The organism is Streptomyces sp. NPDC026515 (genome assembly GCF_055567595.1).
On sequence record NZ_JBVHQD010000021.1, the window covers coordinates 67,852 to 94,387 of the forward strand.

The window sequence follows — 26,536 nt, forward strand, 5'->3', positions numbered from 1 at the left end:
CTGCATCGAATCGATTGCGCCGGGCACAGACAGTGTGACGTTCGGCGGTTCACTCAGCCGTACCACCGTGATCACCTCGTAGGATCGGCGGTTCACCGCCCAGCACGATCCCTCGGCGACGGTGCATCGTCCGCCCTATGATGTTGTGTGCACGAGGTCCGCGGCTCATGGGTCGCATCACAACGGAGGTGTGCCGCACAGGCACGCAGCGAAAAGCGTCGAGGACGAGAGGACACATGGTCTCCGCAAGCCACGCAACGCACAACATCGAGATCACCGCCGAGAACCTCCAGGAGGATCTGGCTCGCCTGGAGATCCAGAAGCAGGCGCTGGAGAGGGAACTCGCCGCGGTCGTGGCCCATCTCGGCTCCGTACGGCGGACACTCGACGCCATCGAGACCCTCGTGCACGACGCGGCGCAGCGACCGACACCAAGATCAGCCGGTGCGGCAGTCACGGGTCATGACCGTCCTGAAGCGTCTGCCGAGGCTCGGCAGGACACGCCTTCCCCGGAACCCGACGTGAACAGCGGTACGACCGGGCCTCGTACCGGCGGCAGGCACTACGGCAGACTGACCGAGCAGATTCTCGAGTACCTCGACCACTCCGGTGACGCCGACGTCCGCGCCAGGGACATCGCCGCGGCTCTGGGCCGCGACCAGGACAGTGCGAGCATCAACGCGGTCAGGAGCACGCTCGACCGGCTGGTCGGGACCTCACGTGTCCGGCGGACGGGCCGCGGCCTCTACCGTGCGAAGCGGCCCTGACAGCCCTCGTCCGGGCGATGAGAGCCTCGGTCGCTTCCCGCCCGGCCATGTGGCGCCGGGCGTCGCCTCCGGGGGAAGAGACGACACCCGGCGCACCCCACCCGCTCGGTTTCCGGGCAGGTGGCACGTCACAACATCATCACGGTAACCGTGTCGAACATGATGTTGTGAACGATGTGTTCATCATACACCGACGGACAGGACCGGGCGCACGCTCCGGAGGGGCGCTACTCGGGAACGGCTTCGCGGAAGGGATCGGCGGGCCGCGGCAGCAGCACGCCGTCGACGTACAGATCGACGTGTTCGTTGTAGAAAGCGACGAGGCCCGCCACGCGGTTGGCGTGGATGGTCGGGAAGTCGTAGGCCCAGGCGATGGCCTCGTGGGCACCGCTGGCGCCGTCGAAGGACCAGTACGCGCTCGTCGTCCCCTTGTACGGGCACCGGGTGACCACCGCCGAGTGCCGCAGCTTGGTCCAGTCGACGTACATGCGCTCGACGTAGTAACGCGTCGGCAGCCCTGTTTCGAACAGTTTCACGCAGTTGGGCGCGTCCGCCAGCACGACCCCGTCCACCACCACCCGGACACTGCTCGACGAACGCAGGGCGTCCACCCGGGAGTACGGACTCCTGGGGTGTACGAAAACCGGTTCGTCCTCCTCGAACCAGGAGTCCAGCGCATTCCATTCGAATCGCACCGTACCCTGCAGCGCGTCCGGGGCGCCCCGGTCCCACACCCAGGCCGCGCCCTCTCGGACTTCGGAACCGACCCGCAACGTGTGACGGCGTGCAGGACCCGCACCGCGGTGCTCGGTGTGATGGTCGTCGACGAGCATCGCTTCGACCATGTCCTCGACCGGGATGCTGAATTGCGGGTAGGCACGCCACTCCCACACGTAGAGCACGCGGCGGCTGTCGAAGACGACGCTTCCTCCGATGAGACCCCGGACGCGGCGCGGGACGGGCTCGACGTGCCCGGCCGGGACGATCAGGCTCGGGTGCAGAACGCTTTCACTTGCCATGGTGGTACCTCGCGGGAATCGAGTCGGGATCATGGGCTTCGACACGACGAGCGGGACGGCGGTGCGGTGCGGGTCAGTGGGGCACGAGCAGCGTGATGGCCTGCCCAGCGCCGTCGATCCGCCCCAGAAGGACGCGTAGGGCTCGTGTCGGTCGAGCGGGTCGGCGGAAGGGCCCCTCCGGGCGCACAGACCGGGCATGACGCGGACCGGTCTCGACAGGGCGTACACCAGGAAATGCAGGGCCAGTACGGCGGTGACCGCCTGGGCGGCGGACGACAGGTGTGCCGGGCGGCCCGGCACGGTGCTGTGGTGTGCGGCGGCCGGGGGTCCGGCGCCCTGCCGCGTGGGCCGGGCATGCCATCCGCGTCGTGGCGGCCATACCGGTCGTGGCGGGCAGTCGCCTGACGAGGACGGCTACGCCGGACTCCTGGTGCCGACGGATGACGGTGAGCGGGAACGAGGGGGCCGCGACCGCGAAAAACACCGGTGCGGCGGGGTGCCGCGGCAGGTTCCCCTGGCTCCGTGGCATGACCGCCATGCCTGAAGCCGTGGCGGCATGCAGCAGTTGGCCTCCGCGTCCGCGCCGTCCCGCCGCACCGGATGCCGCTCGGCGCACCCCGTTCACGGCGGCGGCCGCGAAGAGCGCGGTGAGCATCACGTGAACCAGGTCGGAGGCGTTCATGTCCGCTCGTCTCCTCGTCCTGAGCGGTATCCGATGTCCGGAACCGTCGGCCGGCCGGGGATCAGGCGGTGGGCCGTGGGGCGCGCAGGTGTGCGCGCTGCTTGAGTTCTTCCTCGTCGACGAGTTCGAGCATGGGCTTGCCCGGAGCACACATCATGGTGACCACGAATTCGGTCCTGGCGTCGCTCAGTGCGTTGCCGTCCTGGTAGTGGATGGCATCGCCGCCGGGCTCCCAGAATGTTCCGCCGGCCTCGACGATGCGCTCCGGTTCACCCTCGAGCTCGAAGCGGACCGCGCCCTTGGTGACGTATCCGAACGCCGGCCCGGAGTGGCGGTGCGGCGGAGTGCCGGGGTCACCGGGCTCCCACGCGACATGGATGGTCATCGCCGAGGCACCCTCCGGCACGGTGATCGGCGCGGCGTCCTGGAGGAGCTTGGCCGCCCTGGTCCAGCCCGGGCCGTCCGCATCGCCGGTCCCGTGACCGTGGCCTCCGTGACCGTGACCGTCACTGTGCTGTCCATTCTCTGACACTCTGACGCACCTTCCCTGGCTCGAGCGCACCGCACCGGCACGTTGGCCGTCCGGCGCACGATGGTGGCCGGACTTCAGGACCACCTGCTTCCAGGGGGACTGACCGAGCACGCGTCGGATCTGTGACAGACCCCGGCCTCAGCCGGCCGGACCAGTACCGTTCCGTCCCCTTGCCTTGCCGTCCCCCGTAACGACCCGTCACAGAAGGAGTCCGCACACGGTCAGTGTCACCGCAGGGCGCACCGCATGTGATGAGGCCGGTGCGCCGCCTCGGTCCACACACCCCCGACCGACCGGCAACGAAAGGACGACGAACGATGGCAGCCCACGGCGGTCTCCCCGCCCCCGAGCACGGCCTTCTCCTCACCCACTTCCTCACGGTGCGGGACGTCGCCGCCTCGCGGCAGTTCTACGCGGACGTCTTCGGCGGCGAGGTGGTGATGGAGGAGAACCCGGTGATCCTGAAGGTCGCCAACAGCTGGATCATCATGAATCCCGGAGGCGGACCCACCCCCGACAAACCCGACGTCACGCTGGAGGTGCCCCGGAGCGGTTCGCCGGTCTCCGGCTTCCTCAACGTGCGCGTCGCCGACATGGCCGCGTTCTACGCCCACGCGGTCGCGAAGGGTGCCCGTTTTCTCTCCGAACCGGTCGACCGTGGCTCCGAGCTCCGCTGCTACCTGCGCGATCCGGACGATTACCTCATCGAGGTGGGTCAGTCCACCGGTCTGCTCAGGGGAGTCAAGGCCGGCACGGCCCCCGGATCCGGCTTGTCCGCACGGGCCGGGGTTCCCGGCCCCGGCTAGTAGGGCCTGTCGGTCCGCAGCCACTCCACAAGGCCCGGGTCGTGGTCCGCGGCGCTCAGCGCTGCGATCGCGGCCGTGGTGATCCTCTCCAGCGCGGCGGGACCCCTGCGGAGGAGTTCGTGTGCCGCAGGGGTCAACTGGATGTCCAGGGTGCGGTGATCACGATGGCCGACCTGGACGGCGATGAGATCACGGTCGCGAAGGCGGGAGAGGAGGCGGCTGGTGGCGGACGGGCTGAGGCCGATCGCCCGCGCCACGGTACGGACCTGTTGGCCTGCGACGCCCGCTCCCCCGGCGAGAACGGCGAGAGCGTCGTACTCACGGGTGCTGACACCGAATTCCTCGTACAGCTGCTGTTCGATCCGTGACGCGACGCGCCGGTGAAGGCTGTCGAGGACCTTCCAACGTCGGCTGAGCCCGGCGGATGCGTGCATCGGTCCTCCTGGCGGCCTGACAGGGCAGAAGAGCTCGCTGGGCTCTCCCGTATCCCCCCGTGGGAGGACCGGGCAGCTCCGTCCCGTGTGACACCGCGGTCTCCCACGGCCCGATGGAAACGCAGCCGGATGTGAACCGGGGCGAGGCGTTCCGGGTCAATTGCCCCATCAGCCGCGCACCTTGTGATGTCGCTGTCACAACCCCCGGCACTGGCGGGTCATACAGGTGTCGTCGTCAGGAACCGTGGCCCACGTGTGCCGGCGGCCGCCCGGCGAAGCATTCGACTCCAGCTCAACTCGCCCGAGGAAGAAGCACCTTGCACAAGAGAAAATCGCGGCTACGTCCCACCGTCGCCATCGCCCTGGGTGCCCTGACCGCAGGGGCCCTGGCCACCCTCCCGTTCACCGCGCTCGCCGACGGATCCGGCGACCGCGGCCAGGACTCGCGGCAGCACGACTTCGCCGCGGCCGCGGCCGAATACCACGTACCCCTCGACATCCTGCTGGGCGTCGCCTACCAGGAGTCCGCGTGGGAGGCGCATGATGCGCAGCCGAGCACCGACGGCGGCTTCGGACCCATGCACCTCACCGACGTCACTCCGTCCATGCTGGCCGGCGGCGACGCGGGTGCCGCCGGTCACGGCGACCTCGCCGGCCTCGCCGCGAATCCGGCCCTGCACACCGTGCAGGCCGCCGCGAAGCTGACCGGGCTCTCCGCCCGAACGCTGCGAACGGATGCCTCGGCGAACATCCGGGGCGGCGCGGCGCTGCTCGCCTCCTATGCCCGCCAGGTGACCGACAGTACGCCGGCGGACCCCGCTCAGTGGTATGGCGCCGTGGCCCGCTACAGCCAGTCGACGCAGCAGCAGGCGGCCGTCCGCTTCGCGGACCGTGTCTACGGCACCATCCGCGACGGCGCCGCGCGCACGACCCATGACGGGCAGCGGATCCGGCTGAAGGCACGCCCCTCCGTACGGACCGCGCGCGAGCAGGTCGGCCGTCTGCGTCTGCGGACTGCGACGGAGGCCGGAACCGAGTGCCCGTCGACGGTGGCCTGCACGTTCCTTCAAGGCTCTCCGGCCGGCGGCCAGGTGTCGAACAGGCCCGCCAACGGCATCCGGATCGACACCATCGTGATCCACGACCTGGAGGGCACCTACGACTCCGGGGTCGGGGGGCTCGCCGATCCGAAGAACACCGCCTCGACGCACTACGTCATGCGTTCCGCGGACGGCGCCGTGACCCAGATGGTGCCGACGAAGGACATCGCCTTCCACGCCGGGAACTACTCGACGAACCTGCACTCCATAGGTATCGAGCACGAGGGATACGCCGTTCAGGGCGCTGCCTGGTACACCGAGGAGCAGTACCGGGCGACGGCGGACCTCGTCAGGTACCTGTCCGCCCGCTTCGGCATTCCCCTGGACCGTCAGCACGTCCTGGGCCATGACGGCGTGGCGGGGCCGAATTCCTCGCTGGTGTCCGGCATGCACTGGGACCCGGGCACGGGTTGGGACTGGGACCATTTCATGCGCCTGCTCGGCCACCCTCTGAGCGGGCAGCACGCCGTGCCGTCCGAAGGCTCGGTGGTCACCGTCGATCCGGCCTTCGACGAGAACGTGCAGACCGTCCAGATCTGTCCCGGCGACGATCCGACCGGTGCCACCAAGGCCTGTACCGAGGTACGGCAGGCGTCGAACTCCGTCTACCTGCGCACCGCACCGGACGAGGACGCGCCGCTCTTCGGCGACCAGGCGATCCACGGCAGCGGAGCCGGCACGGACCGGATCAACGACTGGGGCAGCACCGCCCAGACCGGCCAGCAGTTCGTCGTGGCCGGGGTCCAGGGCGACTGGACCGCCATCTGGTACAGCGGCGCGAAGGTGTGGTTCCACAACCCCGGCGGCGAGAACACCCGACTCACCTACGGCGTGAAGATCGTCAAAGCGGCCGCCACCTCCCCGGTGGGCGTCTACGGGTCCAGTTATCCGGACAAGGACGAGTACCCGGCCGGTCTGGGGGCGTCCACGCAAGCTCCCTTGAGCATGTACTCGGTCGCGGCAGGGCAGGCCTACGTGGCCACCCGGCCGCCGACGGCCACGGACGACTACTTCGCCTCATCCGGAACCGTCGTCATCGGCGGCAGGAAGATGTACACCATCCAGTACAACCACCGTGTGGCGCTCGTCTACGCCGATGAAGTCGGCACGACCACGGCCACACATCACTGGGAGGACGACTGACGCCGACAAGGCGCGGTTCCCTCCCCACCCTCGGTGCGGCTCAGCGCACACCTGAGCCGCACCGAGGGCCCGCCCGCTGCCGGACGCGGTCGGTGAGCGGGTTCCACACCCGGCCGTCCGTCAGAGACCCCGGGACGCTGCGGATGTGGCCCGCGTCCCGCGCAGACGCTCGCCCCGCTGGAAGCATCCTCGTGTCACAGCTTCGCGGTCTGCACGGTCAGTGTGGGTGACGGTCGGCGACGGCCGCCCAGGTCCCTGATGCCGAAAGGACGCGCGCCATGCACTTCGACGCCGATGCCAGGCGGGCCCTGGCCGCCCGGGCCGCCGAACTCGAGGCCCACGCCTTCGTACTCGGGGAGGCCCTCGACATGCTCGATGCGGACATGCGGGCGACGGCGGAGAGGCTGGCGCGGCTGCGCGGCACGGAGTACTCCGGCAAGGACGACGCCACGCCGATGCGCGATGACCTCAAGAACAGCCCAGAGTGACGTTCCCTATGGGGTCCTCCATGATTCTCCGCACCTCGACCGGGCCGGCCTCCGGGGCCGGCCCGCCCCGGCACCGGCCGTCCGCCTCTCTGCCGGCCCGGGCCTTGGCCGCCCACACCGCTTGCGGACGGTCCCGGACCCGGTCGACGAGGTAGTACATCCAGACGGTCTGGCAGCCGCGAGCATGGAACGGCAGTCCCACCAGCCACTTCTGCGTGGCGACAGAGCACTCGGGATGCCGCAGCGCCGGCCCGTCGAGAGGACGGTCCATCTCGAGCAACATGGGAATCCTCTCCTTTCGTCCACGACTCGCATCCGCTTCCGGGGCGCTTCCGGGGCCGGAAGCGAAATGCCTCTGCCTATGCGACCGTCGAGCGCGCGACGCTGTGACAGCCCGGATGTCCTGTGCTCGTCCGCGGGGGCCCACTCCTCCACCTGCTCCGCTGCCGAGAGCGCGGCACTTTCGCGCGGGGTGCCCCGGGACGCCTGTTCCCCGGGCACGTCGGTCCCCGGCCAGAACACATGGACACACCTAGTGACAGCGTGTGTACGTTTTCGCGCCCCATTCCTCGGAAGTCACACCCTTCGAGCAGGTGATCGGGACACGCTTGTAGCATGGTCGGTGACGAGGCCAGAGGGGACGATCCATGCACGCCGGCGCGCGGCCCGACACTCTCGATCAAGCGACGAGGGACTTCCTTGCGGCACGACCGCGACTCTTCGGTATCGCCTATCGCGTCCTGGGCAGCGCGGCGGAGGCCGAGGACGTGGTCCAGGAGACCTGGGTGCGGTGGCAGAACACCGACCGTTCGAAGGTCCGCGAACCCGCGGCCTTCCTGGCTACGACCGCGACCCACCTGGCGATCAACCTGGCCCAGTCGGCCAGGGTCCGGCGGGAGTCCTACATCGGCCCCTGGCTTCCCGAGCCCGTCGACACCACGCACGACCCCCAGCTGGGTGCCGAACGGGCCGAGGCCGTCGAGATGGCCGTTCTGCTGCTGCTGGAGAAGCTGAACCCGGTGGAGCGCACCGCCTACGTGCTGCGGGAGGCGTTCGACTATCCCTACGCACGGATCGCCGAGATGCTGGAGACGAGCGAGTCCAACGCCCGCCAGCTCGTGAGCCGTGCGCGCCGGCACCTGGCCGCCGAGCGCAGGGAGCGGGTCAACCCGGCAACCCACCGGCGCTTCCTGGAAGTGTTCCTCTCCGCCGCGCAGACAGGCGATCTCACGGTTCTGGAGGACGTGCTCACCACGGACGTCGTCAGCTACGCGGACGGCAACGGACTTCGCGGCGCGTCCAAGATCCCGGTCGTCGGACGGACCCACGTCTCGCGGTATCTCGCCGCCTTCGCGCCACGCTTCTGGCCGGGGAAGGAGATCCGCTGGGTCGAGGCGAACGGCCGGCCCGCGGTGCTCTTGTCCTCCGGTGCAGAGGCCGTGGCCCTGCTGACCGTCGACGTCTCCGTGGACGGCATCGACCGGCTCATGTGGGTGATGAACCCCGCCAAGCTGCTGCCGTACGCGGCATCCCTGAACGAATGAACTCCGTGCCGGCCCTGCCGCCGGGCGCGAGCGAGCGGGGTCTTCGGTGTGGACAATCGGTATGGACAAGGAGAAGCCATGGCGGACCGAGCAGCACTGGCGGCGTTCCTGCGGACCCGCCGGGAGGCCCTTCAGCCCGAGGACGTCGGTCTGCCCCGCGGACGCCGCAGACGTGCCCGCGGCCTGCGCCGTGAGGAGGTGGCGGCCCTGTGCGACGTGTCGGCCGACTACTACAGCCGTCTCGAACAGCCGCGGGGCCCCCGCCCCTCCGGGCAGGTGCTCGCGGCGATAGCCCGGGGCCTGCGCCTGTCGCCGGAGGAACGGGACCATCTGTTCCGCACCGCAGGCCACGCCACACCTCGACGGGAGCGGCGCGCAGACCACATCAGTGCCGGAATGTCGCGCATCCTCGACCGGCTGGGGGACACGCCCGCCCAGGTGATGAACCGTCTCGGTGAGACTCTCGCGCAGACCCGCCCCGCGACGGCGCTGCTCGGCGACGAGAGCGCCCACGCCGGGCTGGCGCGCAGCGCGCACTACCGCTGGTTCACCGACCCGGCCTCCCGGCTCATCCGTCCCGAGAGCGAGCATGCCGTACAGAGTCGTCTGATGGCGGCCGACCTCCGCGACGCCTACACCCACGACGGAGCCGACTCGCCCACGGCGCGCCTGGTCGACGCGCTGAACCAGGAGAGCCCCGAGTTCGCCGCCCTGTGGCGGGCGCATCTCGTGCCGGGACCCCACTGCGCGACCAAGCGCTTCGTGCACCCGCGGCTCGGACTGCTGGAACTCGACTGCCAGACGCTCCTCGACCCCGACCGGTCCCAACGCCTCGTCGTCTACACGGCCGCACCGGGCACCGTGAGCCTCACCCGCCTCCACGCGCCGGCGTCACCGGCGGACACACCGCCTCCCGCCGAACCGTCCCACGGCTGAGGCACGTTCAGGAGCCGCGGTCGCCCGGAGCCGGCAGGTGCTTCCAGGAACGCAGCTTGTCGGGATTGAGGACGATCCAGACCTGTGCCACGTGCTGTGCGGCGACGTCGAAGCTGATGACGGCGGCGGCCTCGCGGTCGTAGTGCGCAACGAGTCCGGTACGCCCGTTGACGGACTGGGCGGTGAGGGTCGTACGGGGATGGCGGGCCAGGAGCACGAGCAGACCTCGAGCGACGTGACGGCTGCCGTGCACGGGCCTGGTCGGTGCGCGAACCTTGCCGCCGCCGTCGAAGAACGCCGTGGCGTCCGGGCACAGGAGCGACTCCAGCAGTTCTGCGTCCTCGTTCGCACAGGCCTCGCGGACGCTTCGGGCGAGGAGATCGTGCTCGGCCGGTGAGGTGGAGCGGGAGCGACGGGTCCGGACGCTGTGGCGGGCGCGGTCGGCGAGTTCGACGCACTCGGCCTCCGGGCGTCCCACGACGGAGCTCCCACCCGGGCGCGGGTGAGCGAGCAGGCTCAGACAGATCTCCCCCACGGTCTTCGCGAGCCAGTTCCGGGGAGTCGAGGCCTCCACGCGCTCCGCCTCGGAGAGCCCGTACCACCGGCGGTAGGTGTCTCCGACGACGCTCTCGGCCGCGCCGGAGCTGCCCAGCATCCCGCAGGCGACTTCCAGCAGGTGCCGGCGCTCGTCGAGCAACTCCGTGACCGGCAGCACTTCCGCGTGTTCCATCCGATGTCCTCCCCCTCCGGAGACACGGCATCCCCCCAGTCCATTGACAGACCTCGCGCGCGTCGTGTGACACCGGCCGGTGCTCCTGACCCGCTCCGCGTCCCGGCGGGTAGTCCTGCGCGACCCGCCGGCACCTCGTGACAGCCCTTGGCACTGTGCGGCAGAAAGGCTGCTGTCACGTTCGGGCGGCCCGTCCGGTCAGTAGTGCGTAACAGCACTGCCAGGAGGGCACCGATGGACGCACGACTCAACTACTTCGCCAATCCGCTCGCGGGCAAGGCGATGAAGAACCTCATGGCCGTCAGCAAGGTGCTGGCGGGCTCGGATCTTCCGACCACCGTTCAGCATCTGGTGGAGGTGCGCGCCAGCCAGATCAACGGCTGCGGTTTCTGCACCGACATGCACACCAAGGAGGCCACGCACTCCGGGGAGACCCCGGAACGGCTCAATCTGATCGCCGCCTGGCGGGAGGCGACCGTTTTCACCGAGGCCGAGCGCGCCGCGCTGGAACTGACCGAGCAGGGCACCCGCGTCGCGGACGCCGCGGGCGGTGTCGACGACGAGGCCTGGGCGAACGCCGCCAAGCACTTCGACGAGGACCAGCTCGCCGCGCTGACCACCCTCATCGCCGTCATCAACGCCTACAACCGCATCAACATCATCACGCGTCAGCCCGCCGGCAACTACAAGGTCGGCATGTTCGGCTGAGCCCAGGCAGACCCGCACCGGCGGACATGGAGCCAGCCGTCGTTCCCCAGGGCGCCTCGGGAACGACCGTCCTCGACAAGTGGGCTCCCGGTCCTCCGGGGACTCCCGCGCACCGTCGCTCGGGGCCGCACCGCCGTGAACCCGTTCACGGCGGTGCGCTGTCGTGGCACCGCGGTCCCGTGGCACGGGACCGGGTGACGACCCTCGCCCGGCACCCGCGCGCCGCCCGGGTGTCTGACACAAGTGCCTTCACAACAGGTGTCACAGGTTCCGCGGCATCCCGGTCCTACTGAGTGACAATCCCTCATCGACCGGAGTAGAACGTGGCTGTCACCGAACAACGTGTTTCCACCACAGTGCTGGTGATCGGGACTGGGGGTGCCGGGCTGCGAGCGGCGATCGAACTGGCCGAAGCCGGTGTCGACGTCCTCGCGGTCGGCAAGCGTCCCAAGGAGGACGCGCACACGGCGCTTGCCGCCGGAGGAATCAACGCGGCCCTCGGCACCATGGATCCCGAGGACAGCTGGCAGCAGCACGCCGCCGACACGATCAAGGAGAGCTACCTGCTCGCCGATCCCCGCACCGTCGAGATCGTCACGCAGGGCGCCGCTCGGGGCATCGGCGACCTGGAACGCTACGGCATGGCGTTCGCCCGTGAGGCGGACGGACGGGTCTCCCAGCGCTTCTTCGGCGCGCACAAGTTCAGGCGGACCGCGTTCGCCGGCGACTACACCGGTCTGGAGATCCAGCGCACCCTGATCCGGCGCGCGGACCAGCTGAACGTGCCCGTGCTCGACGGTGTCTACATCACCCGGCTCCTGGTCCACGACGGTGCCGTCTTCGGGGCCTACGGCTTCGACCTCACCCATGGAACCAGGTACCTGATCCACGCCGACGCCGTCATTCTCGCCGCGGGCGGCCACACCCGTATCTGGCGGCGGACCTCCTCCCGGCGGGACGAGAACACGGGAGATTCGTTCCGTCTGGCCGTGGAGGCCGGCGCCCGGCTGCGCGATCCCGAACTGGTGCAGTTCCATCCCTCCGGCATCATCGAGCCCGAGAACGCGGCCGGCACCCTTGTCAGCGAGGCCGCCCGCGGTGAGGGCGGCATCCTGCGCAACGCGCTCGGCGAGCGGTTCATGAGCCGGTACGACCCCGCACGCATGGAGCTGTCGACCCGTGACCGCGTGGCCCTGGCCTCCTACACGGAGATCAAGGAGGGAAGGGGGACCCCCAAGGGCGGCGTGTGGCTCGACGTCTCTCATCTGCCACGGCAGACGATCATGACGCGTCTCCCCCGCGTCTACCAGACGCTGCTGGACCTGCAGATGCTGGACATCACCCGCGATCCGATCGAGATCGCGCCCACCGCGCACTACTCGATGGGCGGTGTGTGGGTACGTCCCGAGGACCACAGCACCGACGTCCACGGGCTCTACGCCATCGGTGAGGCGTCCAGCGGCCTGCACGGCGCCAATCGCCTCGGCGGGAACAGCCTCATCGAACTGCTCGTCTTCGGCCGCATCACCGGCCGGGCGGCCGCCGCCTACTCGCAGTCCCTGACCGCCCAGCCGCGGTCGGCGTCGGCCGTCGCGCAGGCCCGTGCCGAGATCGACGACCTTCTGGTGGCCGACGGACCGGAGAACGTCCGCGCCCTGCAGCGCGCCATCCGCAACACCATGACGGAACATGCCGGAGTGGTGCGTGACGAGCAGGGCCTGCGCGCCGGGCTCGAGGAACTCGCGCTGATCGAGAAGAGGATGGAGAACGTCGGCGTCCACCCCGACATCGCCGGCTTCCAGGATCTCGCGCACGCCTTCGACCTCAAGTCCGCCGCCCTGTCGGCCCGGGCCACCCTCGAAGCGGCACTCGAACGCCGTGAGACCCGCGGTTGCCACAACCGCAGCGACCACCCCCAGCTGGACCCCGCTCAGCAGGTCAACCTCGTATGGTCGCCCACGACCGGTGTCACCCGCGAGACCATCCCCGCCGTCCCCGACGAGATCTCCTCTCTCATGACGGAGGTCTCGACCGACGGCAAGCTCGCCGAGTAACGCCGCATCGCCCGCGAACGGCCCCCGGTGCCGGCCAGGGGCCTGCCTGGGCACCGATCCGGCCGCAGAGTGCGCGCCTGCCTGAGGTCCCCGCACGAAGGAGCCCGCTCGCCATGTTCAACCGTAGGGAAACCGCTGCTTCTCGCACCCGGCCCCTGGAGAATCTCACCGGCGTCTACGCCATCGATCCGGCCCGCAGCACCATCGGGTTCTCCGTCCGGTACGGCGTGGTCACGAACGTACGCGGACGGTTCACCGCCTTCGAGGGGCTGCTCAAGCTTGACGGAGCGCGCCCCACCCGGTCGGAGGCCTTCCTCAGTGTCCAGACCTGCAGCGTCGACACGGGATATCCGGAGCGGGACGCGCATGTCACGGGCCCGGACTTCCTCGACGCCGCGACGTTCCCGCTCATGAGCTTCCGCTCGGACGGCGGCGTCCTGCACGCCGGTGAGGGCCGCTTCCGCTTGCCGGGACATCTTCTGATCAAGGACATCGAACTGCCTGTCCACGTCGACCTCGGGTTCCGCGGGGCGGGTGAGGACGCTCACCGCCGGAACCGGGTCGGATTCACCGGCGCGGCCACCCTCCAGCGTTCCGACTGGGGGCTCGACGGCAACCGGGCCCTGGCCACGGGCGGAGTTCTGATCAGCGACAAGGTGAAGCTGACTCTCGACATCCGGGCCGTGCGGCTGGACCAGACACACGACGGATGACCGACGAGACGCCTGTCGGCGTATCCGCCGGAAGGAAGACCCATGACACATGCCTCGGACGACCGCAACGGCCTGGCGGCCACGGTCGTGGCGCTGACCGCCGAAGCCGCCCGACTTCAGACGCGTATCGACGAACTCCGCGAGGAACTCACCGTGCTCAACGAGCGGATGGCAGCCATTTCCGCCGCTCTCCCACAGCCTCCGTCCCGTTGAGCGGACGAACGGGCCCGTGCCGGGCGGGAATCGGCCCGCTCAGGGCAGGCCGCCTGCCCTGAGAGCCTTCGGAGCCGCGCGTGTCACATTCGCGCCTCGCTCCCGGTCATACGGGTGGAAGCAGTCATGGGCCCGCACACCGGGCTCATGCCTCAAGTGGCGCCCCTATTCGGGCCGGACGAAGAATGGTTAGAGGGGCATGGATGATCAGACCGAGGAAGAGGAAGCCGGCGCTCGGGGCGGCGGGGAACGCATCGCCCGCTGGGCGGACGGACGTCTGGGTCCCCTCAGCCTGATCCGCGCCAAGGCACGTCGGGTCTTTCCGGACCACTGGTCGTTCCTGCTGGGAGAGATCTGTCTCTACAGCTTCGTCGTCATCGTGGTGACCGGCGTCTATCTGACCTTCTACTTCCACCCGTCGCTCAACGAAGTCGAGTACAAGGGCACTTACACACCGTTGCAGGGCCAGACGGTGTCGGAGGCGTTCGACTCGACCATGCGCCTCTCCTTCGAGGTACGCGGTGGCCTGCTGATACGGCAGGCCCATCACTGGGCCGCCGTGGTGTTCATCGGAGCCATGCTGGTCCACATGCTGCGGGTGTTCTTCACCGGCGCCTTCCGTAAGCCCCGTGAGGTCCAGTGGCTGTTCGGATTCCTGCTGCTGGTCCTCGGCATGTTCGGAGGGCTGACCGGATACGACCTCCCCGACGACCTGCTCTCCGGAACCGGACTCGCCGTGGTGAACGGGACGATCCTTTCCCTGCCGATCGCCGGAACCTATCTTTCGATGTTCCTCTTCGGCGGTGAGTTCCCGGGCGACGATCTGGTGGCGCGCTTCAACACGATCCACGTCCTGATCATCCCAGCCATCATGATCGCGCTGCTCGTGGCCCATCTGGTCCTGCTGTTCCACCACAGACACACGCAATATCCGGGCCCGGGACGGACCAACGGGAATGTGGTGGGCCCACCGCCCAAGGTGCGGGCGGTGAAGTCCACGGGTCTCTTCTTCCTGGTGGCCGGTGTCATCCTCGCGATGGCGGCACTCGTGCAGATCAATCCCATCTGGCTGTACGGCCCCTACCGCGTCGACCAGGTCTCGGCCGGATCGCAGCCGGACTGGTACATGGGCGTCGCCGACGGGCTGCTGCGCGTCATGCCCGGCTGGGAAATCGCCCTGTGGGGGAACACGTTGGCACTGGACAACCTGATCCCGCTGGTGGCGGGTGCCGGTCTCTTCCTGGCCATGGGCGCCTATCCGTTCCTGGAGGCATGGGCGACCGGGGACGGTCGTGACCAGCACCTCCTCGACAGGCCACGCAACCGCCCCGTGCGAACGGCGCTCGGTGTCGCCTGGATCACCTTCTACCTGGTTTCGCTCGTGGGTGCCGCGAACGACATCATCGCCACCCGGTTCCATGTCTCGGTCGAATCGGTGACGTGGACGGTCCGCATCGGCCTGATCGTCGCGCCGCCGGCGGCCTACGCCGTGGCGAAGCGCTGTGCGCTCGGCCTGCAGCGCGCAGACCGCGACAAGGTGCTGCACGGTCGCGAGACCGGTGTCGTCAAGCGCCTGCCGGACGGCGAGTTCATCGAGGTGCACGCGCCTGTCGACCCGGCGGAACTCCATCTGCTGACGCAGCATGAGCAGTACACGCCCCTCGCCGCCGGCCTCGACGGCTCCGCCGGGAGACCGGCCGCCGGAGCCGGCCGTGCCCGCCGCCTGCGTGTCCTGTTCAGCCGCGCCCTCTACGGCGAAGGCTCACAGGTCCCCAAACCGACCGCGCAGGAGTACCGGGAGATCGCGAACGATCACCCGCGCCGGACACAGCCACGGTGAGGAGCGGTCTGGGTCGTGTCCGCGATGTCAGGGGAGCCAGAGTCCTAGGCAGGCGATGGTTACTGTGGCTTGGTAGTGGCGGGGTCGATTGTCGTAGCCGGTGGCCAGACCGCGCCACTGCTTGAACTTGTTGATGCACCGCTCGGCGGTGTTGCGCTGCTTGTACGCCTCGCGGTCGAAAGCAGCCGGACGGCCGCCGAGGCGGCCGCGACGTTTGCGGTTCGCGGCCTGGTCGACCGGCTGCGCAATCACCGCCCTGACGCCACGCTGGCGCAGCTGGCTGCGGATCGCCCGCGACAAGTATGTCTTGTCGGCCAGGACCATCTCCGGAGTGGTCCTGTGCCTGCCGACCGGCCTCGGCACCCGTAAGCGTCATGACCTGGGTGAATGCGGGTGCGTGACCGGGCGTGAAGATGAAGGGGAGCGCTCTGCAGTGGCTGTCCGCGGCGAGGTGAGTGGTCAGGCCGCCGTGGGACCGCCCGAGGCATGGTCGGCCGGCTCGCCGGCCGGGGCCCCCTTTGACGGGCACCGGCGGCGTGCTGATGAGCGCGCACGACGGTCGAGTCGACAGCAACGACCCAGTCGAGATCGGCATCGGCATCGGCCTGGGCGAGCAGGGCGGTGAAGACCGTCTCCCAGGTCCCGTCGGCGGACCACTTCCGCAGCCGGTTATGGGCACCCTTCCACGAGCCAAAGTGCGGGCAGGTCCATCCACGGAGTCCCGGTACGGTACGTGGACGCGATCGCGTCGATCACCTGCCGATGATCACGCCACCGCCCACCCCGCCGAGGTGCCCGCTCCGGCAGCAACGGCTCGATCCCCGCCCACTGGGCGTCAGCGACGACACACATCAGCCAACGATCAGATGATCCGAAGGAAACGGCCCAGGGGGCCGGACGAGGCCCGCGTCGGGCTGTGCGGGCCCGCCGGGTCAGGCCGTGGCGCGCGGAGCCCGCAGATGGGCCCGCTCGGTCAGCTCCTGCTCCTCGACCAGGGTGAGCATCGGCTGACCCGGCGCGCACATCATGAAGACGATGTACTTGGCCGGCGCGTCCGACGAGGCGTTGCCGTTCTGGTAGTGGATCACTTCGCCGCCGGGCTCCCAGAACGTCTCACCCGCCTTGATCACACGTTCCGGCTCGCCCTCCAGCTCCCAGCGGACCGCGCCTTCGAGGACGTAGCCGAAGCACGGCCCCGAGTGACGGTGCGGAGGTGTCCCCGGGTGACCGGGGGGCCATTCGACGAAGATGGTCATCCCGGAAGCTCCCTCGGGAACGAAGGGAGGCCTGACGTCCGCCAGCATCCTCGGGCCGACCGTGGGCTCGATGTCTTGTCCGACGGTCTCGTTCACTGCGCTGTCTGCCGACATTGCCACACCTCCGTGATCATCACGGAACCGGCGGTTCGGCACTGGTCGTGGCGGCGCCGGCCGGGCGGCGTGTACCGCGACAGCCCGGTCCGTCCGTCCACTGCCTCATGCGCGTGGCTCCAAGACCACCCTGCCTCCAGTCGGGAGCCCCCACAAACCGGAAACCGTCGGCCCCGCCCCCGGGCACACCCCGCGGATCAAGCCGGGCCGGGCACCGGCGCGGACCGGGACCGCGACTTCAGAAATGCCGCGATCTTGTCCGGGTGGAACACCCACATCACCTTGTGTATGCCGTCCCTCGAAGCGGCGATCGTCAGAATCGTGCTGGGGGCACCGCCGCGGTACATCATCACGCCCGTCCGGCCATTGGCCTGGACCGGTCGCAGGTCGGTCCCCCGCCAGAACCGCCGAGTGGCGGTCGCCAGGTTGGCCACACTCGCCGGGCCCACCACGGCCAGGCGTGCGGCGCCTCTGAGGCCGTTGCCGTCGGACAGGCTGACGACGTCGGGAGCGAGGACGGATTCCAACGAGGCCACGTCCCCGGTACGGGCCGCCGAGACGAAGGCGTCCAGCAGCCGCCGGTGCTCCAGCGCGTCCACGCTCGCCCGTGGCTCGCCCGTCAGACGTCTGCGCGACCGGCTCACGATCTGGCGGACGTTGACCACGCTGAGCTGAAGGATCTCCGCGATCTCCGGATACGAGTAGTCGAACGCCTCGCGCAGGACGTACGCGGCCCGCTCGGTGGGACTCAGTTTCTCCAGGACCAGCAACAGGGCCATGTCCAGCGCCTCGGCCCGCTGCGCCCCCACCTCCGGGTCCACGGAGGTGTCGATGGGTTCGGGCAGCCACGGCCCGATGTAGGTCTCCCGGCGCATCCGCGCCGACTGCGCCACGTTGACGGCCAGGCGGGTCGTCGCACTCGACAGGAAGGCGGCCGGGCTCACCACCACGGATCGGTCCGTCTTCTGCCAGCGCAGCCACACCTCCTGGACCACGTCCTCGGCCTCGGCCACGCTGCCGAGCACCCGGTAGGCGATCCCGAAGAGCCGCGGCCGATACCGCACAAAGGTGGAAACAGCCTCGTCGAGGTCGCCCGTCGTGGGGGACGGATTGGCATGCATGAATCTGTGGTCCTCGTTCCTCCGGGCTGCGCTGCCGCGTGCCGGAATCACCTCGCTACCGTGTGCGATCAGGCGGCTTCGGCCGGCCGTACCGCGACGCGCTCCTCGTGGCCGACATCGCGCCGGGCATGAGGTCCCGCGCGGGCTCGGGCGGTGCGGGAACCGAGAGATCCGAATCGACCTGTTCCCGCGACCCGAGGGGCGCATGGGTCACCAACCAGCACATACTTCGCCAGGGTGGCGCATGAACGCATCGCATGATCGAGTGATTCAGGAGAATCATAAGGTGTGACACGGAGCGGAACGCACGGTGGGCCGCGCGGGCGCCGGACCTCACTTCTCACGGGACGGTCCTGAACGGGCGGCAGGGGCTGCGGATGTCCTGCGGCGCATCGCATGATCTGGTGATTCGCCCCAGCCGCCGGGTGAGACGCGCGCGGAAGCCGATGCCGACCGGCAGGACGCCACGGTTCCCTCCGGACCTGCGCATATCATGTCTGGGAGTACCGCTTCCGCGTCCGGACCGAGCGTCGCGCAGCCGAAGCGTCGTCCCACAGCGTGCAGAGGAGAAGAGGAACGCATGGTCCCTGCGACCCACTCGATGCGCGACGTCGCGGTCACCGCCGAACGCCTTCAGGAGGACTTGGCCCGTCTGCAGATGCAGAAGCAGGCGCTGGAAAGGGAACTCGCCGCGGTCGTGGCCCATCTCGGCTCGGTGCGACAGGCTCTCAGCACCTTCGAGTCATTGATGCGTGCCCCGGCCACCGCGGAAGTGGCCGAGGTCGCGAAGGATGTGGCACCTCAGGCCGATGTCGCGGCCACCGACTCCGCGAGCCTCGCGACCGTACCCACGCCTCGTGATCAGGAACCTGCGAGCGAGAGGGACGGCGAGAGCGCGGACGGGCAGAAGAAGTACGGCCGGCTCACCGAGCAGATCATGGAGTACTTCGCCGCGGCCGGCGACATCGATGTACGGGCCCGTGACGTGGCCGCCGCCCTGGGCCGCGACGACGACAGCGGAAGCATCAACGGGGTCCGCAGCACACTCGATCGCCTTGTCGGCGCCTCCCGCATCCGGCGGACCGGGCGCGGCCTCTACCGCGCCCCGCGTTCCCGGTCAGCCGAGTGATGCCAGGAGCACCGCGACGCCCACGGACATGGCCACGGTGACCAGGATCATCGCGGTGAGCGTTCCTCGTAGCCACCGTGTGAAACGGGCTCGGTGCTGCCGCTGCAGCTCGCCGATACTGTCGGCCAGATGGTCCGTCACCAGGTGCGCGACGTAGGTCTGTTCCCTCAGGTACCAGCTCTCGATGTCCGCCCTCTGCTCCCGGGTCAGTCCCTGCACCCCCGTGGTGAAGACCTCCACGCGCCGCCGTGCCGCGCCCAGGTGGGCGTGCCGGTACAGGAAGGTCTCGATGTCGGTCAGGCCGCGTGCGGCCTCCTCACCGGTGTTCGTGGTGCACTCCACAGGAAGGGCGCCGGGCCCGCGGTCGTCGTTCTCTCCCGGGCTCATACGGCGGTGCGGGCGCTCGTCGGGTTCTCCTCGGGTCGCCGCGGATCGCCGCTCGTGACGAACGCGTCCCGCGGATGCTGCACGGAGGCGAGAGAGACGAGGTCCCGGCCGAAGGCGGCGGCCGTGAGCCAGACGGTGAGGACGCGGATCTTACGTTCCCAGGAGGGCACGGCGAGCATGTGGTAACCCCGGTGCATCAGCCAGGCCGGAAGCCCCTTGATGACGATCCTCTTGTACTGGAAGATGCCCCGTCCCAGTCCCAGCGTGGCCACCACCCCCAGGCTGCTGTGACGGTAGTTCTTGATCCGTCCTCCGCGCAGGTCGGCCACGATGTTCTTCGCGAGGCGTCTGCCCTGCCGCACGGCGTGCTGGGCGTTCGGCACCGTGTGGGCCCCCGGCACCCTCGAAGCGAGGTCGGGAACGGCCGCGTCGTCCCCGGCCGCCCACGCATCGGGCACGGCCGCACCCTCGGTGCCCACGCGCAGGTCGGGCCGGACCACGAGCAGGCCTCGTGCGTCGATCGGCAGATCCGAGTGGTTGTGCACCACCGGGTTGGAGGCGTTGCCGGCGGTCCACACGACCAGCGCCGAATCGAACTCCGCCCCGTCGGACAGCACCACACGGCCGTCGACGAGGGACCGGATCTGGGTGTTGAGGTGAACGTGAGCACCACGGCGTTCCAGGGAACGCACCACCCAGGCGCCCGGCTTGTCCCCCACCTCGGGCAGGATACGGCCGCGTGCCTCGACCAGGTGGAAGGACAGCTCGTCACCGCTCAGTTCCGGATACGACTTCAGCATGGCCGTGGCGAGCGACAGGAGTTCCCCGAAACCTTCGACTCCGGAGAACCCGCCGCCCACGAACGTCACGGTCAGCAGCCTTCGGCGCTCGGCGCCGGGCGGCAGGGACGCCGCCTGGTCGAAGGCGGTCATCAGGCGGTCGCGGATGGCCACCGCCTCTTCGACGTGCTTCAGGCCGATCGCGTGCTGCGCCAGCCCGGGGATGGGGAAGGTGCGGGTCACGGCCCCTGCCGTGACGACGAGGGTGTCGTACCGCAGCTCGTACTCCGCTCCCCTGGCGGGCCGTACGGTGATCGCCCGGTCGGCGTGACGGATCGCGGTCACGGTCCCCGCGATCAGCCGGGTGTGACGCAGATGCCGCCGCAGGGACACGGCGGCGTGCCGGGCCTCGACCGACCCGGCCGTCACCTCGGGCAGGAAAGGCTGATATGTCATATAGGGGCGGGGGTCGACAACCGTGATCCGCGCCTCTGCCGCAGTGAGCCTCTTCTCCAGGCCCCACGCGGTGTAGAAGCCCGCATAGCCGCCACCGACAATCACAATTTCTCGCATCAGACCCTCTGTTTGTTGTTCGACACTCCTTAGACCGAGCGGGACCGGACGGTGTGACACACGATGTGCCCGCTGTCTGCTGGCTCACAGGTGTTTGACAGCGCCGCCGTACGTCCACCATGCTTCCATTAATTCATTAGTACAAGCATGGTGGAACCGAGGAAGGCCACGTGATCGACTACCGGATCGACCGCGGCAGCGGCGTACCGGCCTACGTGCAGATCGTGGAGCAGACCGAACGGGCGCTCCGGATGGGCTTCCTCAAGGTCGGGGACAAGCTGCCCACGGCCAAGGAGGTGGTGGCGTCGACCGCCATCAACCCCAACACCGTGCTCCGGGCCTACCGCGACCTGGAGCAGGCGGGCCTGGTCGAACTGCGTCGCGGTCTCGGAACCTTCGTGACGCGTTCACTGGCCCGGCCCGGCGCGGAGGACGACTCGCCGCTGCGCCGGGAGATCACCGACTGGGTGGCACGCGCCCGGGCCGAAGGCCTCGAACGAGCCGACGTCCTCGCCATGGTCACCGCGGTCCTGGACGCCCATGACCACGCACACGGCAGCATCACCCCGGGCGACCGGGAACGGAGGAGGGAGCACTCATGACCGAGCCTGACGCACCAGCCGCACTGTGCGCCGCGGGACTCGGGTTCCGATACCGAAGGCGAGGCGCCAAGGCCCTGCGGGACTGCGAGTTCACCGTACCCAGCGGTCGTATCACCGCACTCGTCGGCCGCAACGGCGCCGGCAAGAGCACTCTGCTGCACCTGGCCGGCGGCCTCCTGCGACCCGGCGCCGGGGAACTGCGCGTGCTGGGTGCCACACCTGGCACGGCCGACGCCCGCACCCGGGTCGCCCTGCTCACCCAGGACAAGCCGCTCTACCCCCGTTCCACCGTGGCGGACACCCTGCTGATGGGCGAGAAGCTGAACTCCACGTGGGACCGGGCGGCCGCCGAGCGGATCGTCCACGAGGGCGGCATCTCGCTCCACTCCCGCGCAGGCGAACTGTCCCCCGGTCGACGCACTCGTGTCGCGCTCGCCCTGGCCCTCGGCAAGCGGCCCGAACTCCTGCTGCTCGACGAGCCGTTGGCCGACCTCGACCCCGTCGCACGAGGCGAGATCATGGCGGAGCTGATGGCCGAGGCCGCCGAGCGCGGCACGAGCATCGTGCTGTCCTCGCACGTCCTGCCCGAGCTGGAGGAGACCTGCGACTGGGTGCTGATGCTCCGCGACGGCCGCGCGGAACTGAGCGAGGACGCCGAGGCACTGCGCGCGAGCCACACCGTACTGACCGGGCCGGCCGACCAGGCCGACGTCCTGGCCACACAGCACACCATCGTGCAGCGTCGTACCGTCGGCAGACAGCTGACGGCCCTGGTACGGCAACGCGGACCGCTGCGCGACGGCTGGCACGCGGCACCCCCCAGGCTGGAGGACGTCTTGATCGGCTACCTCCGGGCGGAGGACCAGCCGGAGCCCGCCGCCGCGGCGGGGCGGACGGAGGTTGCGGCGTGAAAGGCTCTCTCTGGCTGGCCTGGCGCCAGCAACGCCTGCCGGCAGGCGTCGGTGCGGCCGCCCTGGCCGTCACGGTGGCGATCGCCGCGTACCACCGCTCGGACATGCTCGACGCCCTGCACAGCGGACTGTTCGACCACTGCGCCACCGGGCCGCTGTACTGCACACGGTCCGACAGCGGCCCGCCCCTCCTGCTGGACATCGAACCGCTGAAGTACCTCGGGGCGCTGAACATCGTCCTGCCTGTCGTCATCGGCGTCTTCTGGGGCGCCCCGTTGCTGGGCCGCGACCGGGAACTGGGCACACACCGCATGATCCTCGCCCAGGGGATGAGCCGCGGTCAGTGGTTCGCCTCCCGGTTCGCCCTGGCCGCGACGACCACGACAGCCCTCTCCGGCCTGCTCGCGGCGGTGTTCGCCTGGTGGTGGCGACCAGCCGCCGACCGCAGCTACGGACTGTTCTGGTACGACGACACGGCCCTGAGCGGTTCCGGCCCCCGTGTGGTCGCGGCCGCCCTCTTCGGCCTGGCAGCCGGCACCCTCCTCGGCCTGTTGACCCGCAGGGTCGTCGAAGCGATGGGCCTGACGCTGCTGGCGACCGGGGCGATGGCGCTCCTGCTCGAATGGACCCACTGGTCGCGGCTCCTGGTTCCGCCGCACACCTACGTCAGCGCGGGCAGCACCCCCAAGGCGCCCATGGGCGAGAAGTGGTCGACCGGCGACTACGGCCTGATCACCGCGTCCGGCCGCCACGACTCCGTGTTCAACTGCGCCTTTCCGTCGGGAACCCAGCTCAGGGAATGCATGGCGACACACGGCTACGTCGCCCGCTTCTACGAAGCCAATCCCGCGGGTGACTACTGGGCCTTCCAGTGGACCGACACCGCGATCCTCGGCGGTCTGGCCGTCCTGCTCACCGGCGTCACCGTGCTGCTCCTGCACCGCCGCGTCTGACCACGGCGACCGCACGGAAGCAGCACCCCGCACCTCTCGCACCTCGCACGCCTCTCTCCTCTCTCCTCCCTGCCTTCTTCCCTCTTCTCACCCTGTACGGAGGTCGTTTCGCCATGCCCGCCGACGCCACCCACAAGACCGGTCGCGCCCCGCATCACTCCGGCCGCTCATCTCTCCCCACCGTCCGCTGACACGGCGCCGGTGGCGACATGCTGTCCTCCGAATCTCACCACGACCAGTCGCGCCTGACGGCGATAGACGGACTCCGACTGCTGGCTGCGCTCATGGTGGCCGCCTACCACTTCCTGGGCACCCCCACCCCGCACTACTGGGGCAGAGTCGAACTCCGGGATTTCGCTCCGTTCCTGCACGAGATCAGCCGCTACGGCTGGCTCGGAGTCGAATTCTTCTTCCTCATCAGCGGATTCGTGATCTGCATGAGCTGCTGGGGACGGACTCCCGCGCAGTTCACCGTCTCCCGCATCTCCCGGCTCTTCCCCGCCTACTGGTGCGCCGTGCTCCTGATCGTGGTCCTCGTCCTGGTCTCCCGGCTGGGAGACTGGCCCTCCGCTACGCGCATCGACCCCCGCACCGTCCTCGGGAACCTGACGATGGCCCCGGGACCGATGGGACTGGCCACGGTCGACGGCGTGAGCTGGACGCTCTGGGTGGAGGCGCGCTTCTACCTGCTGATGGTCGCGCTGCTCGTCTTCGGCCTGACCTACCGGCGGGTGGTGGCCTTCTGCGGAGCCTGGCTCCTGGCCGGCGTCATCGCCCTTGAACTCCACTCACCGCTGATCGACGAGTTCCTGCTTCCCCGGTACACCGGCCTGTTCGTCGCCGGGATCCTGCTCTACCTCATGCACCGGTTCGGACAGAGCCTCCTCCTCTGGCTGCTGCTCGGTTTCGCCTGGTGCTACCAGCTGACCGTGCTCGATCTGCGCGTCGCCGACCATGCCGCCGTACCCCCTGGGGAGGGCCGTCCCTCCTGGGCCGTCTGCGCGGTCGTACTCACCCTCTGCCTGGTGCTGCTGGTCCTCGCCGGAACCGGCCCGCTGTCCGGGGTGCGATGGCGCTGGGCGGTCACCGCGGGGGCTCTCACCTACCCCTTCTACCTCGTCCACCAGAGCCTCGGCGTCCCGCTGGCCAAGGGCTTGATCCAGGCCTTCCCGAGGCTGGGGCCGCTGCCCGCGATGGCGTTGTCCGTCATCTGCATGCTGGGGCTGTCCGTGCTCGTCCACCTCCTGGTGGAGCGCCGGCTCGGACGCCGTCTGAGGCAACGCCTGACGCTCGACATGCGGTCACCGGAGCACGCCGCGAAGCCCGCGCTCACCCGCGCGCGATAACACCCGCTACCACTCACTCCAACCCATTCCGAAAGAAGAAGGCACTCCTATGCTCATCAAGGCACGTACAAGACGCTCGCGCATACTCGTGGCCGTCGTGGCCGTGGTGACCGTCGCCCTCGCCGTCGCCGTCACCGTGGCCCTGACGGTCACGACCTACGATCACACCTCACCGCGCGCCGCCCGGGCCGAGGCGTCGGGATCGGTCACCGGGAACGTCGACTGCCGCAAGGCGAAATGCGTGGCGCTCAGCTTCGACGGCGGCCCCAGCCCGACCACGCCCAAGCTGCTGGACATCCTCAAGCAGCAGGGTCTGCACGCCACGTTCTTCGTGCAGGGCAAGGGGCACATCGCCAAGTACCCCGACATCCTGCGCCGCATCGCGGACGACGGGCAGGAGATCGGGAACCACACCTGGTATCACAAGCGGCTGACCGACCTCGACGAGGACGGCATCCGACAGGAGCTGGGCCGGACCCAGAACGCCATCGAGAGGATCACCGGCACCAAGCCGGTTCTGATGCGCCCGCCGGAGGGCCGTACCAGCCGCAAGGTGGCCAAGGTCTGCCGGGAGCTGGGCCTGGCGCAGGTGCTGTGGAGCGTCACCGCCAAGGACTACGAGACGACCGACTCCGCCCTGATCACGAAGCGGGTGCTCGACCAGACCCACCGGGACGGCATCATCCTGCTGCACGACCTGCACAAGGGGACCGTGCCCGCCGTCCCGGGGATCCTCAAGGCGCTCAAGCAGCAGGGCTACACCATCGTCACGGTGTCGCAGCTGCTCGCCCCCGCCAAGCCCCGGCCCGGGATGGTCTACCGACCCTGATACACCGCGCCACGTATCCGGCGGGCGAACGGGGGATCGGCGCGCCGTTGGACTGAAGCCTTCGCGTGATGCCGGGAATGCCGGGCCAGAGGTGTGCGGCGTTGTGGGAATGTGGCGGGTGCAGGACGGCGGGCAACCGGAGAGTGGGTTGGCATGCGGGACGCTTATCACGCGGAACTGGACTCCATCGGCGAGGGCCTGGTCGGCATCGCGAATCTGGTCGGTTCCGCCATGGCGCGGGCTACCAGTGCGCTGCTGGACGCGGACCGTGAGCTCGCGGAGAGTGTGATCGGGGCTCACGGCCATGTCGAGGGCCTGCAACGAGAACTGGAGGACCGGGCCATCGCCGTCCTGGCCCGCCAGCAGCCGGTCGCGACCGATCTGCGGGTGGTGGTCACCTCGCTGCGCATGAGCGCGGACCTGGAGCGTTGTTCGGTCCTGGCCCAGCACGTAGCCCAGGTGGCCAGGCGGCGGTATCCCCTCCAGGCCGTGCCACAGGATCTGCGCCGCACCGTCTTGGAGATGAGCCAGCTCGCCCAGCGCCTGATGGCACAGGCCGCCGACGTCCTGGTCACCCGCGACGTGGAAACAGCGGCGCAGATGGAACGGGACGACGACCGCATGGACGAGCTGCACCGTGGCATCTTCCAGCACCTCATGGACGACCGCTGGCACCACGGGGTGGAGACCGCGGTCGACGTCACACTCCTCGGCCGCTACTACGAGCGGTTCGCCGACCACGCCGTCTCCATCGCCCGCCGCATGGTCTACCTCGTCACCGGCGAACACACCGATCCCTCGGCCGCCGCAACGCCCGCCCCGTGACC

27 protein-coding genes and 1 pseudogene are annotated in these 26,536 nt (G+C 69.4%); 18 read left to right on the forward strand and 10 right to left on the reverse strand.

The window, feature by feature from the left end; translation table 11 throughout:
- The first annotated feature begins 236 nt into the window (after positions 1-236).
- Entirely contained in the window at positions 237-767 is a 531-nt protein-coding gene (locus ACZ4O3_RS34900) for a hypothetical protein (protein ID WP_467726170.1), read from the forward strand.
- Positions 768-994: 227 nt separating this feature from the next.
- Here the strand turns inward: ACZ4O3_RS34900 and ACZ4O3_RS34905 are convergent, their stop codons facing one another.
- Both ACZ4O3_RS34905 and ACZ4O3_RS34910 read right to left on the reverse strand, forming a co-directional pair.
- Positions 995-1,786, reverse strand: a complete 792-nt coding sequence (locus ACZ4O3_RS34905) for a DUF427 domain-containing protein (RefSeq protein WP_467726172.1) — start codon at positions 1,784-1,786, stop codon at positions 995-997.
- Positions 1,787-2,529: 743 nt separating this feature from the next.
- Complete coding sequence (locus tag ACZ4O3_RS34910) at positions 2,530-3,000, reverse strand: cupin domain-containing protein (protein ID WP_362715031.1); 471 nt, start codon at positions 2,998-3,000, stop codon at positions 2,530-2,532.
- 317 nt (positions 3,001-3,317) lie between these two features.
- On the opposite strand from ACZ4O3_RS34910, the gene ACZ4O3_RS34915 reads away from it, so the two are divergent.
- Positions 3,318-3,806 (forward strand): VOC family protein, encoded by a 489-nt coding sequence (locus tag ACZ4O3_RS34915; protein ID WP_467726174.1) that lies wholly within the window; start codon positions 3,318-3,320, stop codon positions 3,804-3,806.
- Here ACZ4O3_RS34915 and ACZ4O3_RS34920 read toward each other — a convergent pair.
- A complete protein-coding gene (locus ACZ4O3_RS34920; protein WP_467726175.1) occupies positions 3,803-4,240 on the reverse strand; it encodes a MarR family winged helix-turn-helix transcriptional regulator in 438 nt (145 codons plus the stop codon). The two genes, ACZ4O3_RS34915 and ACZ4O3_RS34920, sit on opposite strands and share 4 nt — an antisense overlap.
- 317 nt (positions 4,241-4,557) lie before the next feature.
- Between ACZ4O3_RS34920 and ACZ4O3_RS34925 the strand changes: the two genes are divergently transcribed.
- Both ACZ4O3_RS34925 and ACZ4O3_RS34930 read left to right on the forward strand, forming a co-directional pair.
- Positions 4,558-6,483, forward strand: coding sequence for an N-acetylmuramoyl-L-alanine amidase (locus ACZ4O3_RS34925; RefSeq protein WP_467726177.1), 1,926 nt, complete (start codon positions 4,558-4,560; stop codon positions 6,481-6,483).
- 278 nt (positions 6,484-6,761) lie between these two features.
- A complete protein-coding gene (locus ACZ4O3_RS34930) occupies positions 6,762-6,971 on the forward strand; it encodes a hypothetical protein (protein WP_467726179.1) in 210 nt (69 codons plus the stop codon).
- On the opposite strand, the gene ACZ4O3_RS34935 is transcribed toward ACZ4O3_RS34930, so the two are convergent.
- Entirely contained in the window at positions 6,952-7,254 is a 303-nt protein-coding gene (locus ACZ4O3_RS34935; protein ID WP_467726180.1) for a hypothetical protein, read from the reverse strand. The genes ACZ4O3_RS34930 and ACZ4O3_RS34935 overlap by 20 nt on opposite strands.
- Before the next feature lie 364 nt (positions 7,255-7,618).
- Here ACZ4O3_RS34935 and ACZ4O3_RS34940 point away from each other — a divergent pair, with 364 nt between their 5' ends.
- Together ACZ4O3_RS34940 and ACZ4O3_RS34945 are read left to right on the forward strand one after the other, a co-directional pair.
- Entirely contained in the window at positions 7,619-8,515 is an 897-nt protein-coding gene (locus ACZ4O3_RS34940; RefSeq protein WP_362725305.1) for an RNA polymerase sigma-70 factor, read from the forward strand.
- 78 nt (positions 8,516-8,593) lie between these two features.
- On the forward strand, positions 8,594-9,451 hold the full coding sequence (locus tag ACZ4O3_RS34945; RefSeq protein ID WP_467726182.1) for a helix-turn-helix transcriptional regulator: 858 nt from the start codon (positions 8,594-8,596) through the stop codon (positions 9,449-9,451).
- 7 nt (positions 9,452-9,458) lie between these two features.
- On the opposite strand, the gene ACZ4O3_RS34950 is transcribed toward ACZ4O3_RS34945, so the two are convergent.
- Positions 9,459-10,181 (reverse strand): sigma-70 family RNA polymerase sigma factor family protein, encoded by a 723-nt coding sequence (locus ACZ4O3_RS34950; protein ID WP_467726184.1) that lies wholly within the window; start codon positions 10,179-10,181, stop codon positions 9,459-9,461.
- Positions 10,182-10,415: 234 nt separating this feature from the next.
- Here ACZ4O3_RS34950 and ACZ4O3_RS34955 point away from each other — a divergent pair, with 234 nt between their 5' ends.
- From ACZ4O3_RS34955 to qcrB, 5 genes are all read left to right on the forward strand, one after another.
- A complete protein-coding gene (locus tag ACZ4O3_RS34955; protein ID WP_384988549.1) occupies positions 10,416-10,889 on the forward strand; it encodes a carboxymuconolactone decarboxylase family protein in 474 nt (157 codons plus the stop codon).
- Positions 10,890-11,212: 323 nt separating this feature from the next.
- Complete coding sequence (locus ACZ4O3_RS34960; protein ID WP_467726186.1) at positions 11,213-12,943, forward strand: L-aspartate oxidase; 1,731 nt, start codon at positions 11,213-11,215, stop codon at positions 12,941-12,943.
- A 113-nt stretch (positions 12,944-13,056) separates the two neighbouring features.
- Positions 13,057-13,656, forward strand: coding sequence for a YceI family protein (locus tag ACZ4O3_RS34965; RefSeq protein ID WP_467726188.1), 600 nt, complete (start codon positions 13,057-13,059; stop codon positions 13,654-13,656).
- Positions 13,657-13,698: 42 nt separating this feature from the next.
- Complete coding sequence (locus tag ACZ4O3_RS34970; protein ID WP_467726189.1) at positions 13,699-13,869, forward strand: hypothetical protein; 171 nt, start codon at positions 13,699-13,701, stop codon at positions 13,867-13,869.
- A gap of 199 nt (positions 13,870-14,068) precedes the next feature.
- The gene (gene qcrB, locus ACZ4O3_RS34975; protein ID WP_467726192.1) at positions 14,069-15,709 is read left to right on the forward strand and encodes a cytochrome bc1 complex cytochrome b subunit; all 1,641 of its coding nucleotides are present in this window, start codon (positions 14,069-14,071) and stop codon (positions 15,707-15,709) included.
- Positions 15,710-15,736: 27 nt separating this feature from the next.
- Here the strand turns inward: qcrB and ACZ4O3_RS34980 are convergent.
- The 3 genes and pseudogenes from ACZ4O3_RS34980 to ACZ4O3_RS34990 all read right to left on the reverse strand — a co-directional run bounded on the left by ACZ4O3_RS34980 (position 15,737) and on the right by ACZ4O3_RS34990 (position 18,200).
- Positions 15,737-16,561 (reverse strand): annotated as a pseudogene (locus tag ACZ4O3_RS34980) (IS5 family transposase).
- Between the two features lie 80 nt (positions 16,562-16,641).
- Complete coding sequence (locus ACZ4O3_RS34985) at positions 16,642-17,013, reverse strand: cupin domain-containing protein (protein WP_362714776.1); 372 nt, start codon at positions 17,011-17,013, stop codon at positions 16,642-16,644.
- A 263-nt stretch (positions 17,014-17,276) separates the two neighbouring features.
- Complete coding sequence (locus ACZ4O3_RS34990) at positions 17,277-18,200, reverse strand: sigma-70 family RNA polymerase sigma factor (RefSeq protein ID WP_467726194.1); 924 nt, start codon at positions 18,198-18,200, stop codon at positions 17,277-17,279.
- A 580-nt stretch (positions 18,201-18,780) separates the two neighbouring features.
- On the opposite strand from ACZ4O3_RS34990, the gene ACZ4O3_RS34995 reads away from it, so the two are divergent.
- On the forward strand, positions 18,781-19,329 hold the full coding sequence (locus ACZ4O3_RS34995) for a hypothetical protein (RefSeq protein WP_467726196.1): 549 nt from the start codon (positions 18,781-18,783) through the stop codon (positions 19,327-19,329).
- Here the strand turns inward: ACZ4O3_RS34995 and ACZ4O3_RS35000 are convergent.
- Positions 19,318-19,716 carry a hypothetical protein gene (locus ACZ4O3_RS35000; RefSeq protein WP_467726197.1) on the reverse strand — a complete coding sequence of 133 codons (399 nt, stop codon included), beginning with the start codon at positions 19,714-19,716 and terminating at the stop codon, positions 19,318-19,320. The two genes, ACZ4O3_RS34995 and ACZ4O3_RS35000, sit on opposite strands and share 12 nt — an antisense overlap.
- On the reverse strand, positions 19,713-21,068 hold the full coding sequence (locus tag ACZ4O3_RS35005; RefSeq protein ID WP_362714751.1) for an NAD(P)/FAD-dependent oxidoreductase: 1,356 nt from the start codon (positions 21,066-21,068) through the stop codon (positions 19,713-19,715). The genes ACZ4O3_RS35000 and ACZ4O3_RS35005 overlap by 4 nt, the downstream gene beginning before the upstream one ends.
- A gap of 170 nt (positions 21,069-21,238) precedes the next feature.
- Here ACZ4O3_RS35005 and ACZ4O3_RS35010 point away from each other — a divergent pair, with 170 nt between their 5' ends.
- The 6 genes from ACZ4O3_RS35010 to phoU all read left to right on the forward strand — a co-directional run bounded on the left by ACZ4O3_RS35010 (position 21,239) and on the right by phoU (position 26,534).
- Positions 21,239-21,670, forward strand: coding sequence for a GntR family transcriptional regulator (locus ACZ4O3_RS35010; RefSeq protein WP_362714749.1), 432 nt, complete (start codon positions 21,239-21,241; stop codon positions 21,668-21,670).
- Positions 21,667-22,581, forward strand: coding sequence for an ABC transporter ATP-binding protein (locus tag ACZ4O3_RS35015; RefSeq protein ID WP_362714745.1), 915 nt, complete (start codon positions 21,667-21,669; stop codon positions 22,579-22,581). Before ACZ4O3_RS35010 ends, ACZ4O3_RS35015 begins: the two co-directional genes overlap by 4 nt.
- Positions 22,578-23,534 carry a transporter gene (locus ACZ4O3_RS35020; RefSeq protein WP_362714742.1) on the forward strand — a complete coding sequence of 319 codons (957 nt, stop codon included), beginning with the start codon at positions 22,578-22,580 and terminating at the stop codon, positions 23,532-23,534. Before ACZ4O3_RS35015 ends, ACZ4O3_RS35020 begins: the two co-directional genes overlap by 4 nt.
- A gap of 209 nt (positions 23,535-23,743) precedes the next feature.
- Complete coding sequence (locus tag ACZ4O3_RS35025) at positions 23,744-24,880, forward strand: acyltransferase family protein (protein WP_467726198.1); 1,137 nt, start codon at positions 23,744-23,746, stop codon at positions 24,878-24,880.
- Positions 24,881-24,929: 49 nt separating this feature from the next.
- A complete protein-coding gene (locus tag ACZ4O3_RS35030; RefSeq protein WP_467726200.1) occupies positions 24,930-25,709 on the forward strand; it encodes a polysaccharide deacetylase family protein in 780 nt (259 codons plus the stop codon).
- 153 nt (positions 25,710-25,862) lie between these two features.
- The gene (gene phoU, locus ACZ4O3_RS35035) at positions 25,863-26,534 is read left to right on the forward strand and encodes a phosphate signaling complex protein PhoU (protein WP_362714733.1); all 672 of its coding nucleotides are present in this window, start codon (positions 25,863-25,865) and stop codon (positions 26,532-26,534) included.
- Positions 26,535-26,536 lie beyond the last annotated feature (2 nt).

What these genes read in the sequence shown, in the direction of transcription:
- ACZ4O3_RS34900 (WP_467726170.1), top strand. Translation starts at nt 237, where the DNA reads ATGGTCTCCGCAAGCCACGCAACGCACAACATCGAGATCACCGCCGAG.
- ACZ4O3_RS34905 (WP_467726172.1), bottom strand. Translation starts at nt 1,786, where the DNA reads ATGGCAAGTGAAAGCGTTCTGCACCCGAGCCTGATCGTCCCGGCCGGG.
- ACZ4O3_RS34915 (WP_467726174.1), top strand. Translation starts at nt 3,318, where the DNA reads ATGGCAGCCCACGGCGGTCTCCCCGCCCCCGAGCACGGCCTTCTCCTC.
- ACZ4O3_RS34920 (WP_467726175.1), bottom strand. Translation starts at nt 4,240, where the DNA reads ATGCACGCATCCGCCGGGCTCAGCCGACGTTGGAAGGTCCTCGACAGC.
- ACZ4O3_RS34930 (WP_467726179.1), top strand. Translation starts at nt 6,762, where the DNA reads ATGCACTTCGACGCCGATGCCAGGCGGGCCCTGGCCGCCCGGGCCGCC.
- ACZ4O3_RS34935 (WP_467726180.1), bottom strand. Translation starts at nt 7,254, where the DNA reads ATGTTGCTCGAGATGGACCGTCCTCTCGACGGGCCGGCGCTGCGGCAT.
- ACZ4O3_RS34940 (WP_362725305.1), top strand. Translation starts at nt 7,619, where the DNA reads ATGCACGCCGGCGCGCGGCCCGACACTCTCGATCAAGCGACGAGGGAC.
- ACZ4O3_RS34945 (WP_467726182.1), top strand. Translation starts at nt 8,594, where the DNA reads ATGGCGGACCGAGCAGCACTGGCGGCGTTCCTGCGGACCCGCCGGGAG.
- ACZ4O3_RS34950 (WP_467726184.1), bottom strand. Translation starts at nt 10,181, where the DNA reads ATGGAACACGCGGAAGTGCTGCCGGTCACGGAGTTGCTCGACGAGCGC.
- ACZ4O3_RS34955 (WP_384988549.1), top strand. Translation starts at nt 10,416, where the DNA reads ATGGACGCACGACTCAACTACTTCGCCAATCCGCTCGCGGGCAAGGCG.
- ACZ4O3_RS34965 (WP_467726188.1), top strand. Translation starts at nt 13,057, where the DNA reads ATGTTCAACCGTAGGGAAACCGCTGCTTCTCGCACCCGGCCCCTGGAG.
- ACZ4O3_RS34970 (WP_467726189.1), top strand. Translation starts at nt 13,699, where the DNA reads ATGACACATGCCTCGGACGACCGCAACGGCCTGGCGGCCACGGTCGTG.
- qcrB (WP_467726192.1), top strand. Translation starts at nt 14,069, where the DNA reads ATGGATGATCAGACCGAGGAAGAGGAAGCCGGCGCTCGGGGCGGCGGG.
- ACZ4O3_RS34985 (WP_362714776.1), bottom strand. Translation starts at nt 17,013, where the DNA reads ATGCTGGCGGACGTCAGGCCTCCCTTCGTTCCCGAGGGAGCTTCCGGG.
- ACZ4O3_RS34990 (WP_467726194.1), bottom strand. Translation starts at nt 18,200, where the DNA reads ATGCATGCCAATCCGTCCCCCACGACGGGCGACCTCGACGAGGCTGTT.
- ACZ4O3_RS34995 (WP_467726196.1), top strand. Translation starts at nt 18,781, where the DNA reads ATGGTCCCTGCGACCCACTCGATGCGCGACGTCGCGGTCACCGCCGAA.
- ACZ4O3_RS35000 (WP_467726197.1), bottom strand. Translation starts at nt 19,716, where the DNA reads ATGAGCCCGGGAGAGAACGACGACCGCGGGCCCGGCGCCCTTCCTGTG.
- ACZ4O3_RS35005 (WP_362714751.1), bottom strand. Translation starts at nt 21,068, where the DNA reads ATGCGAGAAATTGTGATTGTCGGTGGCGGCTATGCGGGCTTCTACACC.
- ACZ4O3_RS35015 (WP_362714745.1), top strand. Translation starts at nt 21,667, where the DNA reads ATGACCGAGCCTGACGCACCAGCCGCACTGTGCGCCGCGGGACTCGGG.
- ACZ4O3_RS35025 (WP_467726198.1), top strand. Translation starts at nt 23,744, where the DNA reads ATGCTGTCCTCCGAATCTCACCACGACCAGTCGCGCCTGACGGCGATA.
- ACZ4O3_RS35030 (WP_467726200.1), top strand. Translation starts at nt 24,930, where the DNA reads ATGCTCATCAAGGCACGTACAAGACGCTCGCGCATACTCGTGGCCGTC.
- phoU (WP_362714733.1), top strand. Translation starts at nt 25,863, where the DNA reads ATGCGGGACGCTTATCACGCGGAACTGGACTCCATCGGCGAGGGCCTG.